The following is a 14326-nucleotide window of genomic DNA, read 5'->3' on the forward strand; positions in this document are numbered from 1 at the left end:
TGTCTTTCTTCTTTCGTACTGGTTGTTTTGTTCAGTTTTCAAAGAGCAATTTTGTTTGTTGCTGTTTCAAATCAGCAACTTTATTAATATATCAGATAACCAATGCTGCGTCAACAACTTTTTTATAAAATTATTTTTACAAAAGCGCTAACTCAACGCTGGAAATTTATTATAGCATTATCGACAAATTAAGTCAACACAAAACGAGAAAATTTCTTTTTATCTAATGAAGGGATTAAATAAAGCTGTATTATGTCCTTTTTTGTACTCCCTTCATTAAATTATAAATCTCGTATTGTCTGGTTACCTTACTCCTGCTCAGCATAAAAATCCCGCGGGAATTTATTTTCCCGCGGAATATCCTCTATAGAGTCTATAAATTCGTCACGCTTATGGAATTATTTAATAATAATTTCTCCATCCCACTCCAGCATTCCGCCGCTCATGTTTGATACATTAAACCCTTGCTCTTGTAAAAAAGCGGTTGCGTTATGGCTTCTTCTTCCAGACCGGCAAATCATAATATATTCCTTATCTTTATCTAATTTCTCATAAGCAGCCGGTATATCGCCTAAAGGAATATGCAAAGCATTTTCAATGATTCCTTGTGCTACTTCTTCATCTTCTCTGACATCGATCAACTGAATATTATCGTTTTCTCTGATAGTATCCACTTCTGCCGGTGTAAGCTCTTTTATATCTGCCATTTTCTCTCATCTCCTTCTGTTTTCCTTCTTTATTATATTAAATGCATTATGAATAGGATTCAAATCGTTTGATTAAACTAAGGCAAAACTTAATTATTTTATGAATAGAAGGTGTTATTGATGGCTTATATCAGTTTATTGTTTTTAGCTCTCTTTTTCGCTCCGGCAGAAGCAGCTTCGAATGATGCGATGCTAATCCAAACGTATGAAGAGGATGTTACAGGAGATGGAGAGAAAGAGCTGTTAGAGTTAAAAGGAAAATTATTTGCTGCAGATGGTGTTTATTATCAAGATATTTGGGTTGAAATTTCCAGCCCCTCTACTGATAAAACATGGCGGATAAACTATGGTGGAGGATACGATCCCGAATTACATTTTGCAGAATTAACTCACAACGGTGTCATGGATATTCTTTATCAGAGTCCTACCGGCGGAAGCGGCGGATTATATACTTCTCAGTTAAATCAATGGGAAAAAGATGATTTTATCGAGCTTCCACTGCCAGTAGAGCAGCCCGTGAAAGGGGAATTTATGGATGGTTTTCGAGTGTCCATTCAATTGCTTCCAGATGAAGACCCCATCATTTTAGATGTCTCGGGCCAAAAAGAAGAATATATCCGTTTAAAGCTATACGATGAGCAGGGTAAACTTCTGGAACCTACAACACTTATGATTGATCCTGTTGCATTTTTTGACATCATTGACTTAGACGATGAAGGTCAAAAAGGTCTTAAGAGCTTTCAGCAAATAAGTGGTGCTTATCATGCAGACGGAATTGGAACCGTGGAATCGATTTGGATGTATGATGAGGGGAAATGGATGCTGCTAGAAACAGACTTGCAAACAGATCTTCCGCGTTTGGATAATTCCTCCAGTTAGTATTTTTTATAAAGAAAACATAGAAAAACCGGACTATAATCAATTTCTGCCAAGCGAATTTTGATTATAGCCCGGTTTTCAGTTAGAGAAAATGGATTAATTAGCTACAACATTAACAAGTTTATCTGGAACAACAATCACTTTTCGAATTGTCTTCCCGTCCAGCCATTTTTTTATACTTTCTTGATTTAAAGCCATTTTTTCAAGGTCGTCTTTTTCAGTACCTGCTGGAACGCTTAGTTTCGCACGTACCTTGCCCATCACCTGCAAAACAACTTCCACTTCTTCTTCCACCAGCTTCGATTCATCGTAAGCAGGCCAGCCAGCAAGGCTTATAGAATCTTCATTGCCCAGCTTTTGCCAAATCTCTTCACACATATGCGGAGCGACTGGAGAAAGAAGCTTCACAAAGCCTTCTGCGTAATTTTTCGGGATTGATTCTGCTTTGTAGCATTCATTTACAAATACCATCATTTGAGAAATACCTGTATTAAAGTGAAGATTCTCAAAGTCCTCTGTCACTTTCTTAACCGTTTCATGATAAACCTTATCTAATTCTGTTGCAGCTTCATCTGTAATCTTATCTGTTAATGAATTATCATCATTGATATACAGTCTCCAAACACGATCCAAGAAACGCCGGGAGCCATCTAAACCATTTGTTGACCAGGCAACAGAAGCATCTAATGGTCCCATAAACATTTCATACAATCTTAGCGTATCTGCGCCATGAGAAGAAATAATATCATCCGGATTAACAACATTTCCTTTTGATTTACTCATTTTCTCATTACCTTCTCCAAGAATCATCCCTTGGTTAAATAATTTTTGGAAAGGCTCCTTCGTGGAAACAACTCCAATATCATAAAGGAATTTATGCCAGAAACGTGCATATAACAAGTGAAGCACAGCATGCTCTGCTCCGCCGATATATATGTCGATTGGAAGCCATTCCTCCAATGCTTTTGGATCAGCAAGCTGTTCCGTATTATGCGGATCAACATAGCGCAGGAAGTACCAGCAGCTGCCGGCCCATTGCGGCATCGTATTTGTTTCTCTTCTGCCCTTCATTCCTGTTTCCGGATCAACTACATTTACCCAATCTCCATTCGTGGCAAGCGGAGATTCTCCAGTTCCCGATGGTTTAATCTCGGTCATTTCCGGAAGTTCCAATGGAAGCTCCTCATCCGGCACAGCAGTCATGCTGCCATCTTCCCAATGAATGATTGGAATCGGCTCTCCCCAATAACGCTGCCTTGCAAAAAGCCAGTCACGCAAACGATACGTGATTTTCTTTGTCCCTTTTTTATTTTCTTCCAGCCATTCAATCATTTTAGAAATAGCCTCATCTTTATCCAGTCCATCCAAAAATCCAGAATTAACATGGGGTCCGTCTCCTGTATAAGCTTCCTCTTCTATATTTCCGCCAGCGACTACTTCTCTGATTGGCAAATCAAACACAGAAGCAAATTCATAGTCACGCTCGTCATGTCCAGGAACTGCCATAATTGCTCCGCTTCCGTAACTCATCAATACATAATCTGCTACCCAGATCGGCATCTTCTCTCCATTAACAGGATTAATCGCATAGGCTCCCGTAAATACACCTGTTTTTTCTTTGGCAAGATCCGTACGTTCTAAATCAGACTTCGTTTGTACGTCATGCAAATATTTTTCCACAGCTTCTTTTTGTGCTGCGGTTGTAATTTTTTTAACAAAATCATGCTCTGGTGCCATAACAGCATACGTTGCTCCGAACAATGTATCCGGACGTGTTGTAAATACAGTAAAGGTTTCCTCATGTCCTTCAATGGAGAAGGTCACCTCAGCCCCTTCGGAACGCCCAATCCAGTTACGCTGCATTTCCTTCAGGCTTTCCGGCCAATCCAATTCTTCCAAATCAGCAAGCAGTCGATCTGCGTACGCCGTTATTTTAAGCATCCACTGCTTCATCGGTTTACGAACTACCGGATGCCCCCCGCGTTCACTCTTCCCATCAATTACTTCTTCATTGGCAAGCACCGTTCCAAGAGCAGGACACCAGTTGACAGCCACTTCATCCATATAAGCCAAATCATTTTCATAAAGCTTTTTGAAAATCCATTGTGTCCACTTATAATAATGAGGATCTGTTGTATTGATTTCCCGGTCCCAATCATAAGAAAAGCCTAACTCTTTAATCTGTCTCTTAAAGGTTTGAATATTTGCTTCTGTAAATTCTTTAGGGCTGTTTCCTGTATCAATGGCATATTGCTCTGCCGGAAGTCCAAAAGCGTCCCAGCCCATCGGATGCATGACCTCATATCCTTGCATTCTTTTCATTCTGGCTAAAATATCAGTTGCCGTATAACCTTCCGGGTGGCCAACGTGCAGCCCCTGGCCGGATGGATAAGGGAACATATCAAGTGCATAAAATTTCTCTTTATTAGAAAATGTATTTGTTTTGAATGTTTGATTGTTATCCCAATATTTTTGCCATTTTCTCTCGATTTCCTGATGTTGAAAGCTCATTATAATCCTTCCTTTCGTCCTGACTCTTGTATCGTTCAATCACATACGGCACGGACATCTATATCCCGATTTCTTATAAAATCAGGTATAAAAAAAGCCACTCATCCCAATGAAGGGACGAGAAGCTGTGTTTATTCCCGCGGTACCACCCAAATTAACGCTAAGAAGCGCTCGCTTGACATCGGTAACGTTGATGAAACGACAGTAACTACTCTGATTTCATTACTGCAAACTAAAAAGGTGAGTTCATACGTCTATCAGTAGCAGTTTTCACCACCCACTGCTTCTCTAAAACTGATAAAACCTATTACTAATCCTTTTTCATCGTCTTTCGTTTTATGATAGATACTGGAATTATAATGAAATAAATATTCCGTGTCAAGTTGACCTGACGTATCTTACTTCTTAGTATACACTTATTTTTATAATTGGAAACCATATCACGAGGAAAAATATAATACAGACTGTTGACTATTCAATTGGAAGCGGAGCAATAAACATTTTACCGTTTTTCTTGTTATAATGAAATACAGCATATTTCCATTGGAAAAAATACAGAAGGAGACAGTAACATGCTATTAAATGTTTTAACCTGCGCACATGCACTTTTAAAAGAAAGCCTGAAAGAAGGAGATACAACTATCGACGCGACCTGTGGAAACGGATATGATACATTATTTTTAAGCCAGACTGTCGGCCCTTCCGGCAAGGTATATGGATTTGATATCCAGGAGCAGGCCATTCAAAATACGAAAGCGACACTTTACGAAAATGACTGTCATAATGTAACCCTTATTCAGGACAGCCATGAAAAGATACATAGCAATATTAAAGAAGAAATTTTTGGCGGCGCTATTTTTAACCTTGGCTATTTGCCAAAAAGCGATAAATCAATAGTCACAAAAGCGCCCTCCACCATCGCCTCGGTTGAAGCGATATTGAAAAAACTGAAAACAAACGGTCTGATCGTTCTGGTTATTTATTATGGACACCCGGGCGGCGGGGAAGAAAAAGAAGCGGTTCTTTCTTACGCTTCACAATTAAATCAAAAAGAATATCAAGTGCTCAGGTACCAATTTATCAATCAGCAAAATCAAGCACCTTTTTTAATTGCTATCGAAAAAAAGAAACGCTCTGCATCATAGAGCGTTTCTTATGCAATTCCTAAAAATAGTAATCGAAAGAATAAATTTAAGAAGTGCCCGGCTGTCATGATAATAAATATAATAAATGAAATCATGAGCACACGGGAGCGAAGTGTCTTATATTTTTTGGGATAGGGAATCCAAATATAAGCTGATACAACCATGAGCGGGACAGAATATAAATATCCAAATAGATAAACCCAGTCGCGCAATGCAGAAAGGTCACCCAGTTCAGGGTCTTGCAGGCTGTTCAACTGATTCATATATCCGGCTGCAAAAATAATAGTTAGCAAAATAAAATAACCAAATGTTGTCAGACGCAGCCATTTTTGCTCATCGCTTATCAGTATATAGACACCGATAAAAAATAAAATCCCTATTACAATTTGAATCAACATGAAAGTACAACCCCATTTTTAACGATAAATCAGTTCTCTGCGCCACATGCAAAACTTTCTCTCTCTGTAAAAGTCCGCCTGTTTGTATGGATGTCCCATTATCCATAGCGAGATTAAAACAGATTTATACAATTACTTATTCCAGTTATGACTGGAACATCTGTTACTGCTCCCATTGTCAAATCAACAACGTGGAAATTACTTAGAATAGCATTTCTGTTTATCTCTTTATGTTATTACTATCCTTAAGTAACCAGCTTATTTATTCTACCATAAAAAGATGCGTATCTGTAGAGGATAAAAAGAAATAAATCTACATTCAAACTTATTATCCACATCAAACAAATGACTTAGAATATATGCCTACAATTAGGAGATTACGATAGGAATAACAAGTCTTTCTCCTTCATTCAGTACTAAAATCAACTCATTTAGAACTGCCTTTCCAGATAATATTTCCTTTGATATACTTTAATCAATATGACTGAGTTGGAGGAATACAAATGATTGAATCATATAAAGGAATAACCCCGTCTATTGATTCTGCCGCATTCATTGCCAAAAATGCAGTAATCAACGGAGACGTGACGATTGAAGAAGAAGCAAGTATTTGGTTTCATACGGTGATTCGCGGTGATGTAGCACCGACAAAAATAGGTAAGCGTACCAATGTCCAGGATCTCTCTATGCTGCATCAAAGTCCTGATATGCCGTTAATTCTTGAAGATGATGTCACTGTTGGACACCAAGTCACCTTGCATTCAGCAATTATACGCCATCATGCGCTGATTGGCATGGGGTCCATTATTTTAGATGGCGCAGAGATCGGGGAGCATGCTTTTGTCGGCGCAGGAAGTCTGGTGCCGCCGGGCAAAAAAATACCGCCCCGCACATTAGCTATGGGTAGGCCGGCTAAAGTGGTTCGTGAATTAACCGATAAAGACTATCAAGAAATGGACCGCATCCGTAAATCCTATGTGGAAAAAGGACAATATTATTTAAAAGAAACAAACATGGGCGGAAATGAGTAAAACCATCCTATTCCAAAGAAAAACGTCAGGCATCTTCAAACACCTGACGTTTTTTTATTTTGCAGTCAACGCTTTTAATTCTTCGACTTTATCTGTTTTTTCCCATGGGAATGTAATATCTGTACGTCCGAAATGGCCGTAAGCAGCTGTGTTTTTAAAGATTGGCCTTCTTAAATCAAGCATGCGGATAATACCTGCCGGACGCAAATCAAAAAGCTCCCGGACTGCTTCCACTAATCTCTCTTCACTGACTTCCCCTGTACCGAACGTATTGATTGAGATAGAAACGGGCTGTGCAACGCCAATCGCATAAGCCAGCTGAACCTCACAAGAATCAGCAAGACCTGCAGCAACAATATTTTTAGCAACATAACGGGCCGCGTATGCAGCAGAACGATCCACTTTCGTTGCATCTTTACCGCTAAAAGCGCCGCCGCCATGTCTGGCATAGCCTCCATAAGTGTCTACAATAATCTTTCTTCCGGTCAAGCCGACATCGCCTTGCGGACCGCCTAAAACAAAGCGCCCGGTCGGGTTAATATAGTACTTTGTTTTTTCATCCAGTAATTCACCGGGTACAACAGCTTCGACAACATGTTTAATAATATCCGCTTCGATTTGTTCATTCGTAATATCCGGATGATGCTGCGCGGAAATGACAACCGTATCTACACGCAGCGGCTGGTTATCTTCACCGTATTCAACGGTTACCTGTGTTTTCCCGTCTGGACGCAGATAGCCGATAATCTCTTCCTTCCGGACATCTGCTAATCTTTTGGATAAACGGTGTGCTAAAGAAATTGGTAAAGGCATCAGCTCTTCAGTTTCATTACATGCATAACCAAACATTAATCCCTGGTCACCGGCACCAATTGCCTCGATTTCTTCTTCGCTTTCTTGTCCTTGTCTTGCTTCCAGCGCAACATCCACACCGCCGGCAATATCAGGAGACTGCTCATCAATAGCAGTCAATACAGCACATGTTTCTGAATCAAAACCATATTTTGCCCGTGTATAGCCAATTCCTTGTACTGTTTCACGTACAATTGCAGGAATATCTACATATGTACTTGTAGAAATCTCTCCGGCAACTAAAACAATTCCAGTTGTAACCGTAGTTTCACAAGCTACTCTGGCATTCGGATCCTTCGAGAGAATCTCATCCAGAATAGCGTCTGAAATTTGGTCAGACATCTTATCCGGATGCCCTTCAGTAACTGACTCAGAAGTAAATAAACGACGATTTGCAGCCATAAGGCTAACTCCCCTTCTCCAATAATGTTACGGAACTCTATTTCAATATAAATTTATCATTCCACCCAATGTGGTTTCATTTTTTAGAGGATATTTAAAAAGTCTCCTAAAAACAAAAAAACCTCTCCTTCAAAATATATGAGGAAAGGAAAACTTATTGGCCTTTCGCTCTTATTGTTCAAGGAATGATCCTTGCATCAGGTTAGCACCTTTCACTTCAAGTGAGGTTGCTGGGCTTCATCGGGACTGTCCCTCCACCATCTCCAAATAAGAGTATCCGTTCAATATTTAGATTAACGAAACAAGCCTCTCCTGTCAACCTTATTATCATTTGTGACAGAAAAAATAATTTTTCATAAATTAGTATGGACTATTATATTTAATGTGTTATACTAATAAACATATTTCAAGATAAAATCAATTCTAAACCATTAATTAAGGAGTGAATAATTGCTTTATGAAAATATTGCGGAGAAGTATACTGGAGGAGCTCACTTTAACTAATATTTACAGCAACTATTCTGTTGGCCAGCTTATTGAAAAAATTATTCATCGTGATGAAGCAAAATTAACATCTACTGGCGCGGTCCGTGCCACCACTGGAAAATACACGGGACGTTCTCCAAAAGATAAATTTATTGTAAAAGATGCTTTGTCAGCGGATAAGGTAGACTGGGGAAATGTTAATCAGCCTATTGAAGAGGAAGTCTTTAATCAGCTGCTGGGCAAAGTGATTGCCTATCTAGATAACCAAGAGGAAATTTTTCACCTGCAAGCTTATGCGGGTGCGGATGAAAAATACAAACTGCCTATTCAGGTAATCAATGAATACGCTTGGCATAATTTATTCGCAAGACAATTATTTATTCCTGTTGAAAAAGACATGGAGCAATTACATGAAGCTGATTTTACAGTAATCTCCGCTCCCGGTTTTAAAGCAGACCCGGAAGTTGACGGTACAAACTCCGAGGCTTTTGTTCTCATTTCCTTTGAACAGCGCATTGTGCTTATCGGCGGAACAGAATATGCTGGAGAGATAAAAAAATCTATCTTCTCTGTAGCTAATTTCCTGCTCCCTGAGCAAAATGTTCTGTCCATGCATTGCTCCTCTAACGTTGGAGATGAAGGCGATGTTGCTTTATTTTTCGGGTTATCCGGAACTGGAAAGACCACACTTTCAGCTGACATTGACAGAAGATTAATCGGTGATGATGAGCATGGCTGGAGTGACGAGGGTGTCTTTAATATTGAAGGCGGCTGCTATGCAAAATGCATTAATTTATCCGCAGAAAAAGAACCGCAAATCTTTGATGCGATCCGCTACGGATCTGTTCTGGAAAATGTCGCCTTGGATGAAGATACACGCGTCCCGGATTATGATGATACTTCGTTAACAGAAAATACACGGGCAGCTTATCCATTAGAAAATATTGATAACAGCTTAGAGCCAAGTGTGGCTGGACATCCAAATACAATTATTTTCCTGACCGCAGATGCTTCCGGTACTTTGCCGCCAATCAGTAAATTGACAAAAGAGCAGGCAATGTATCATTTCTTAAGCGGATACACGAGCAAACTGGCTGGTACAGAACGTGGTGTAACTAAGCCTGTAGCTACATTCTCAGCATGCTTCGGATCTCCGTTTTTACCATTAAATCCATCTGTCTATGCAGAAATGCTCGGAGAAAAAATTGATAAATTTGATGCAAATGTATTTCTGATTAATACTGGCTGGACCGGCGGCATGTTCGGTGTGGGAACGAGAATGAAATTATCCTACACGCGTGCGATGGTGCATTCCGCTTTAATCGGCGAGTTAAATGACGCGGAAACAACAACAGATGAAATTTTCGGATTGGCTATTCCAAAATCCATTCCAGGTGTTCCTGATGAAGTGCTTGTTCCTAAAAATGCTTGGGCGGATAAGGAAAGTTATGAATTGGAAGCTAAAAAATTAGCTGGAAAATTTCATATGAATTTCGAGAAATTCACGGAAGTCAGCGAAACAATTCAACAGGCTGGTCCGCTGTATCGTCCAGTATAATCAAACAGCTTCTCCAAAATAGCATATTCACGCGTTAAAAGGGTAAACTCCAATTTGGATTTACTCTTTTTTCTTGCTGCTCTTTCCTTTTCACCTCACAAAATCTCCAAATTCTAGGCGTTCACACAATCATCCCGCGAAACATATATTTATAGAAGATATTCAAGAACAGTTTTTTGAGAAAGGAAGGAAGAAGAAAATGAGAAAGCTTGCTTGTTTCATTCTATTGATTTGTTCTCTGCTTCTCATTAGTGCCTGTAATCAAAATAAAATGACCCAGATAGACCTTGCAGAAGTCACACGATCTATTTTTTATGCACCGCAATATGTTGCTTTAGAAAAAGGCTTTTTCGAAGAAGAAGGACTGGAGGTTGATTTGCAAACAACATGGGGCGGCGATACGACAATGACAGCACTGTTATCTGACAGCGCAGATATTGCGCTGGTCGGCTCAGAAACATCTATCTATGTCTATGCTCAGGATTCCAGGGATTACGCCGTGAACTTTGCCCAGCTGACTCAGACAGACGGCACATTTTTAGTAGCCAAGGATGCAGATGAAGAATTTAATTGGGAGGATTTACGCGACAGCCATTTTCTCGGCCAGCGTGTCGGCGGAATGCCCCAGATGGTTGGAGAGTATGTTTTGAAGCAGCATGATATCAACCCTCAAGAAGATTTAAATTTAGTTCAGAATATTGATTTTGCAAATATTCCAGGCGCTTTTGCCAGCGGCGATTATGAGTATGTGCAGTTATTTGAACCAACCGCAAGTATTTTTGAAGCGAATGGCCAGGGTGAGATTGTCGCCTCTTTCGGAGAAGAATCCGGGCAAGTGCCGTACACTGTCTTCATGGCAAAGCAAAGCTTTTTAGATGAAGAAGAGGAAACGGTCGAAGCATTTACCAGAGCAATCTATAAAGCACAGCAATGGGTGCAGGAAACAGATTCGTTAGAAATTGCCGAAGTGGTAGAGCCATATTTTGAAGATACCGATGTAGAAATGCTCGCGAATGCCATCGACCGTTATAAACAGCAGGGATCCTTTGCGACATCTCCACTGCTGAAAGAGGATGCCTGGGAAAACCTAAAAGATATTATGGATGAAGCTGGAGAACTCCCTGGAGACGCTCCCTATGAAGATCTCGTCAACACAGAGTATGCAGAGCGGATTATCGGGGAATAAAGGAGGCCAACAATGTCTTATCTTACATTAGACCGGGTATCTCATTACTACTTCTCCAAAAAACAATATACAGAAGCGCTGCACAATATCTCTTTCTCTGTGAAAAAGAATGAATTCATTTCATTGCTCGGACCAAGCGGCTGTGGTAAATCTACGCTGCTCTCTCTTATCTCTGGAATGCTGCAACCTGCTGAAGGCAATATTTTAGTGAACGGTAAGAAAATAGAGGGAAGCGATTTAGAAATCGGTTACATGCTCCAGCAGGATTATCTGTTTCCCTGGAAAAATATTATTGATAATGTGCTCATTGGACCCAGAATCAGAAAACGGCAGCCAGAGGATTTAAAGCAAAGAGCAATTGCCCTTTTGGAAGAAGTCGGTCTAGAAAATGTCGCAGATAAATACCCTAATGAATTATCAGGAGGGATGCGGCAGCGGGCGGCATTAATCAGAACACTTATCACAGAGCCGGAAATTCTCTTACTGGATGAACCCTTTTCTGCTCTGGATTTTCAGACAAAGCTAAAACTGGAAGTATTGGTAGCTGATTTATTAAAAGCTTATCAAAAAACAGCGATTCTGGTAACACATGATATTGGGGAAGCTATTTCAATGAGCGACCGGATTATTCTGATGTCTTCGCATCCCGGTGCAATTGAAAAAGTATATGACGTGCCTGTTGAATTACGAAATGAATCACCGTTTATGGCAAGAAAGCATCCAAAATACAGCCGGCTTTTCGATAAAATCTGGGCGGACTTAGACCAGCAAAAAGATACAGTAAAGCCTCTAGAGGAGGATGCTTATGAACGGCCCTAAGTTATTTGCACTCTATCAGCAAAAATTAAAAAAAGAGGCTAAGATTGTACTGACCTGGCAGCTGTCTATTTTAATTTTATTTTTTGCTCTCTGGGAGACAGCCAGCAGGTTTTACTGGATAGATCCGCTGCTCTTCAGCTCGCCCAGCCGGGTATTCAGCTCGATATGGAGTCGACTCTTAGAGGGATCCTTACTCAGTCATATTCAGATTACGCTGCTTGAAACCATCCTCGGCTTTTTGATCGGCACAATTGCCGGGATTATCATTGCTTCTATGCTCTGGAGCTTTCATCGTTTTGCGAAAGTCATGGATCCTTATCTGGTAGTTTTTAACGCGATGCCAAAAGTGGCTCTCGGCCCGATACTCATCGTAGCACTTGGTCCCGGCTATTTATCCATCATTGCGATGGGATTTATTATTTCTGTTATTGTTACCACCCTTGTTGTATTTGCGGCTTTCAACGAGGTAGACCAAAATTATTTAAAAGTGTTGCGGAGCTTTGAAGCAACAAAATGGCAATGCTTTAAAGAAGCGGTTTTTCCTGCCTCCTTACCAGCTATTATCTCCACCTTAAAGGTGAATGTCGGGCTATCCTGGGTAGGAGTTATTGTCGGGGAATATTTAGTTTCCAAACAGGGGTTAGGATATTTAATTATTTACGGCTTTCAGGTATTTGATTTTACGCTTGTTATGTCCAGCCTTGTCATCATCGCTATCCTTGCGGCGATTATGTACAAAACCGTAGAAAAAATAGAGCAGATGCTGATCCGAAAATAGCAGCCAGCGCTCAGCTGACTGCTATTTTTATACATACGATTTTTTTATCCGGAGCAAACAGGATTCCAGTACAGCATCCTTCATAATAAAACTAAAATCCGTTTTCCTTTTTACATTCGCCGGGATATTCTTTAGGAATACCGGACCTTTCGTTTCATAATAAGTAGATTGCGGAATCAATTCATCAATTTCCGCATAGTAGACATTCTTAATGACTGTTTCATAACGCCCGTCCACTTTATACTGTCCAATGTAATGGAGCTTGTTTACCGTTGCCCCTGTTTCCTCCATAACTTCCCGGACAGCTGCCTGCTCTGCTGTCTCTCCAGGTTCGACCTTCCCTCCAGGAAATTCAATTCCTCTTTCCTTGTGATCCGTTAACAGCCATCTATCTTTATATTTGCAAATCACCCATACATGCTTAGGGCTTTTTGAAAATGGATGATCTAAAAAAGATAATTGTACCGTATTATTGTAAAAATCCTTAAAAACGTTCACTTCTTCCACTACTTTCCCACAGGGCTGTTATCACTTATAGCTTATATCTTGAATTTTCCAGCCGTTTTGAAATGCCATCTCCACCACAAGAGTGTAACTCCCTACCATGTCATTTTCATTTTCCTGTACTACTTGTACAGAATGATTTGATATATTTATCATATCATATTCATTTTCTTCTTGAAACCATGGCTCCGTTTGTGTCGGGATAACATAAACGCCTTCCGCTTCAGCCCGGAAGTAATAGTCAACAAAGGCTGCGGCTAATTCTGGTGTAACATATGCTTCAAAAGCTTCTGTAAGCTCCTGTTCTGTTGCATAATGCTTCAGCTTATACGAATCATCCGCATCCTGCTTCAATGTATCTTCTAACCCATTCATAACGCGAATAACTTCATCCTGATCCGGCTGCATTTCTTCTGCTTCTGCAGATGCATCAATCTGATTGTTTCCTTCGCCAGCAGACTCTCCAGGTACAGTGATAGATAAAATAACGGCTGTCATCATTGTAAAACAAAGAATTAAAGCGAGCTTTCTCATCTACAAGCACTCCCTCTTCTTATCTATGTTTCCTGTCTAAACAAAACCTGTTTTTACTGATGAAAAATTCTTTATTTCTGATTTTCCATACACTATACTGTACCTTTTTATTATATCATCTAAACATTTTCATACCAAAGTACTTTTTTACCTACTCTTCATCCAATATTCCCATAGTCCGAATATGGTTCTTCGTATTTTCATCCCCCAGATCATATAACGCTTGATACACTCCTGCCATCGTTTCATCATAGACATCATTGGCAGTGTCCAAATGGTAGGGCACAAAAGGGATATGTGAACGTTTATAGCTGTCAAAACTCGCTTCATGCAGTCCTTCAAATTTTCTGCGCAGCATTAATATCTCTTCTGCCGTCGCATAAATCACAAAATCATCATTTCCCTGATACGGAATCCGGGAAATCTCACCTTGTCCAATACTGATAAAATATTTTTGTTTATCCAATATCATCACCTCACGATTATATTCTCCGCAAAAAACGAAAATAATCTCTTAAATATGAAAAAAGCGCATA

The 14326-nt window shown here is 40.0% G+C and carries 14 protein-coding genes, 1 riboswitch and 1 other annotated feature; of the genes, 7 read left to right on the forward strand and 7 right to left on the reverse strand.

Going from position 1 to position 14326, the window contains the following annotated elements; all coding sequences use genetic code 11:
• Positions 1-398 precede the first annotated feature (398 nt).
• Positions 399-707 (reverse strand): rhodanese-like domain-containing protein, encoded by a 309-nt coding sequence (locus ACZSMY_RS10445; RefSeq protein WP_042530715.1) that lies wholly within the window; start codon positions 705-707, stop codon positions 399-401.
• Positions 708-827: 120 nt separating this feature from the next.
• Between ACZSMY_RS10445 and ACZSMY_RS10450 the strand changes: the two genes are divergently transcribed.
• Complete coding sequence (locus tag ACZSMY_RS10450; RefSeq protein WP_042530713.1) at positions 828-1586, forward strand: hypothetical protein; 759 nt, start codon at positions 828-830, stop codon at positions 1584-1586.
• A gap of 96 nt (positions 1587-1682) precedes the next feature.
• On the opposite strand, the gene leuS is transcribed toward ACZSMY_RS10450, so the two are convergent.
• Positions 1683-4097 (reverse strand): leucine--tRNA ligase, encoded by a 2415-nt coding sequence (gene leuS, locus ACZSMY_RS10455; RefSeq protein ID WP_256704935.1) that lies wholly within the window; start codon positions 4095-4097, stop codon positions 1683-1685.
• Positions 4098-4207: 110 nt separating this feature from the next.
• Positions 4208-4431: a binding site (T-box leader), on the reverse strand.
• A 238-nt stretch (positions 4432-4669) separates the two neighbouring features.
• Here leuS and mnmM point away from each other — a divergent pair.
• Entirely contained in the window at positions 4670-5242 is a 573-nt protein-coding gene (gene mnmM / locus ACZSMY_RS10460; RefSeq protein WP_465147769.1) for a tRNA 5-(aminomethyl)-2-thiouridylate-methyltransferase MnmM, read from the forward strand.
• Between the two features lie 8 nt (positions 5243-5250).
• On the opposite strand, the gene ACZSMY_RS10465 is transcribed toward mnmM, so the two are convergent.
• Positions 5251-5640 carry a hypothetical protein gene (locus tag ACZSMY_RS10465; protein ID WP_042530708.1) on the reverse strand — a complete coding sequence of 130 codons (390 nt, stop codon included), beginning with the start codon at positions 5638-5640 and terminating at the stop codon, positions 5251-5253.
• 503 nt (positions 5641-6143) lie between these two features.
• Here ACZSMY_RS10465 and ACZSMY_RS10470 point away from each other — a divergent pair.
• Positions 6144-6671: a gamma carbonic anhydrase gene (locus ACZSMY_RS10470; protein ID WP_042530706.1), complete on the forward strand. Its 528-nt coding sequence runs from the start codon at positions 6144-6146 to the stop codon at positions 6669-6671.
• A 54-nt stretch (positions 6672-6725) separates the two neighbouring features.
• Here the strand turns inward: ACZSMY_RS10470 and metK are convergent, their stop codons facing one another.
• Positions 6726-7925: a methionine adenosyltransferase gene (gene metK / locus ACZSMY_RS10475; protein WP_042530704.1), complete on the reverse strand. Its 1200-nt coding sequence runs from the start codon at positions 7923-7925 to the stop codon at positions 6726-6728.
• A gap of 168 nt (positions 7926-8093) precedes the next feature.
• A riboswitch (SAM riboswitch) is annotated at positions 8094-8199 on the reverse strand.
• Between the two features lie 183 nt (positions 8200-8382).
• Here metK and pckA point away from each other — a divergent pair.
• From pckA to ACZSMY_RS10495, 4 genes are all read left to right on the forward strand, one after another.
• Positions 8383-9969, forward strand: a complete 1587-nt coding sequence (gene pckA / locus ACZSMY_RS10480; protein WP_193065451.1) for a phosphoenolpyruvate carboxykinase (ATP) — start codon at positions 8383-8385, stop codon at positions 9967-9969.
• A gap of 199 nt (positions 9970-10168) precedes the next feature.
• Entirely contained in the window at positions 10169-11155 is a 987-nt protein-coding gene (locus ACZSMY_RS10485) for an ABC transporter substrate-binding protein (RefSeq protein WP_193065452.1), read from the forward strand.
• A gap of 12 nt (positions 11156-11167) precedes the next feature.
• A complete protein-coding gene (locus tag ACZSMY_RS10490; protein WP_042530700.1) occupies positions 11168-11974 on the forward strand; it encodes an ABC transporter ATP-binding protein in 807 nt (268 codons plus the stop codon).
• Positions 11961-12752 (forward strand): ABC transporter permease, encoded by a 792-nt coding sequence (locus ACZSMY_RS10495; RefSeq protein ID WP_139089033.1) that lies wholly within the window; start codon positions 11961-11963, stop codon positions 12750-12752. The genes ACZSMY_RS10490 and ACZSMY_RS10495 overlap by 14 nt, the downstream gene beginning before the upstream one ends.
• Positions 12753-12779: 27 nt before the next feature.
• On the opposite strand, the gene ytkD is transcribed toward ACZSMY_RS10495, so the two are convergent.
• The 3 genes from ytkD to ACZSMY_RS10510 all read right to left on the reverse strand — a co-directional run bounded on the left by ytkD (position 12780) and on the right by ACZSMY_RS10510 (position 14262).
• Positions 12780-13250 carry an RNA deprotection pyrophosphohydrolase gene (gene ytkD / locus ACZSMY_RS10500; RefSeq protein WP_193065453.1) on the reverse strand — a complete coding sequence of 157 codons (471 nt, stop codon included), beginning with the start codon at positions 13248-13250 and terminating at the stop codon, positions 12780-12782.
• 30 nt (positions 13251-13280) lie between these two features.
• A complete protein-coding gene (locus ACZSMY_RS10505) occupies positions 13281-13790 on the reverse strand; it encodes a hypothetical protein (protein ID WP_052484935.1) in 510 nt (169 codons plus the stop codon).
• Between the two features lie 151 nt (positions 13791-13941).
• Positions 13942-14262, reverse strand: a complete 321-nt coding sequence (locus tag ACZSMY_RS10510; protein WP_226895252.1) for a hydrolase — start codon at positions 14260-14262, stop codon at positions 13942-13944.
• Positions 14263-14326 lie beyond the last annotated feature (64 nt).

It is taken from the genome of Oceanobacillus sp. B139/18 (assembly GCF_055524595.1).

Excerpts from the sequence above, each read along its gene's own strand:
- leuS (WP_256704935.1), bottom strand. The coding sequence starts at position 4,097 with ATGAGCTTTCAACATCAGGAAATCGAGAGAAAATGGCAAAAATATTGG.
- metK (WP_042530704.1), bottom strand. The coding sequence starts at position 7,925 with ATGGCTGCAAATCGTCGTTTATTTACTTCTGAGTCAGTTACTGAAGGG.
- pckA (WP_193065451.1), top strand. The coding sequence starts at position 8,383 with ATGAAAATATTGCGGAGAAGTATACTGGAGGAGCTCACTTTAACTAAT.
- ACZSMY_RS10490 (WP_042530700.1), top strand. The coding sequence starts at position 11,168 with ATGTCTTATCTTACATTAGACCGGGTATCTCATTACTACTTCTCCAAA.
- mnmM (WP_465147769.1), top strand. The coding sequence starts at position 4,670 with ATGCTATTAAATGTTTTAACCTGCGCACATGCACTTTTAAAAGAAAGC.
- ACZSMY_RS10445 (WP_042530715.1), bottom strand. The coding sequence starts at position 707 with ATGGCAGATATAAAAGAGCTTACACCGGCAGAAGTGGATACTATCAGA.
- ACZSMY_RS10450 (WP_042530713.1), top strand. The coding sequence starts at position 828 with ATGGCTTATATCAGTTTATTGTTTTTAGCTCTCTTTTTCGCTCCGGCA.
- ACZSMY_RS10485 (WP_193065452.1), top strand. The coding sequence starts at position 10,169 with ATGAGAAAGCTTGCTTGTTTCATTCTATTGATTTGTTCTCTGCTTCTC.
- ACZSMY_RS10495 (WP_139089033.1), top strand. The coding sequence starts at position 11,961 with ATGAACGGCCCTAAGTTATTTGCACTCTATCAGCAAAAATTAAAAAAA.
- ACZSMY_RS10470 (WP_042530706.1), top strand. The coding sequence starts at position 6,144 with ATGATTGAATCATATAAAGGAATAACCCCGTCTATTGATTCTGCCGCA.
- ACZSMY_RS10465 (WP_042530708.1), bottom strand. The coding sequence starts at position 5,640 with ATGTTGATTCAAATTGTAATAGGGATTTTATTTTTTATCGGTGTCTAT.
- ACZSMY_RS10505 (WP_052484935.1), bottom strand. The coding sequence starts at position 13,790 with ATGAGAAAGCTCGCTTTAATTCTTTGTTTTACAATGATGACAGCCGTT.
- ACZSMY_RS10510 (WP_226895252.1), bottom strand. The coding sequence starts at position 14,262 with ATGATATTGGATAAACAAAAATATTTTATCAGTATTGGACAAGGTGAG.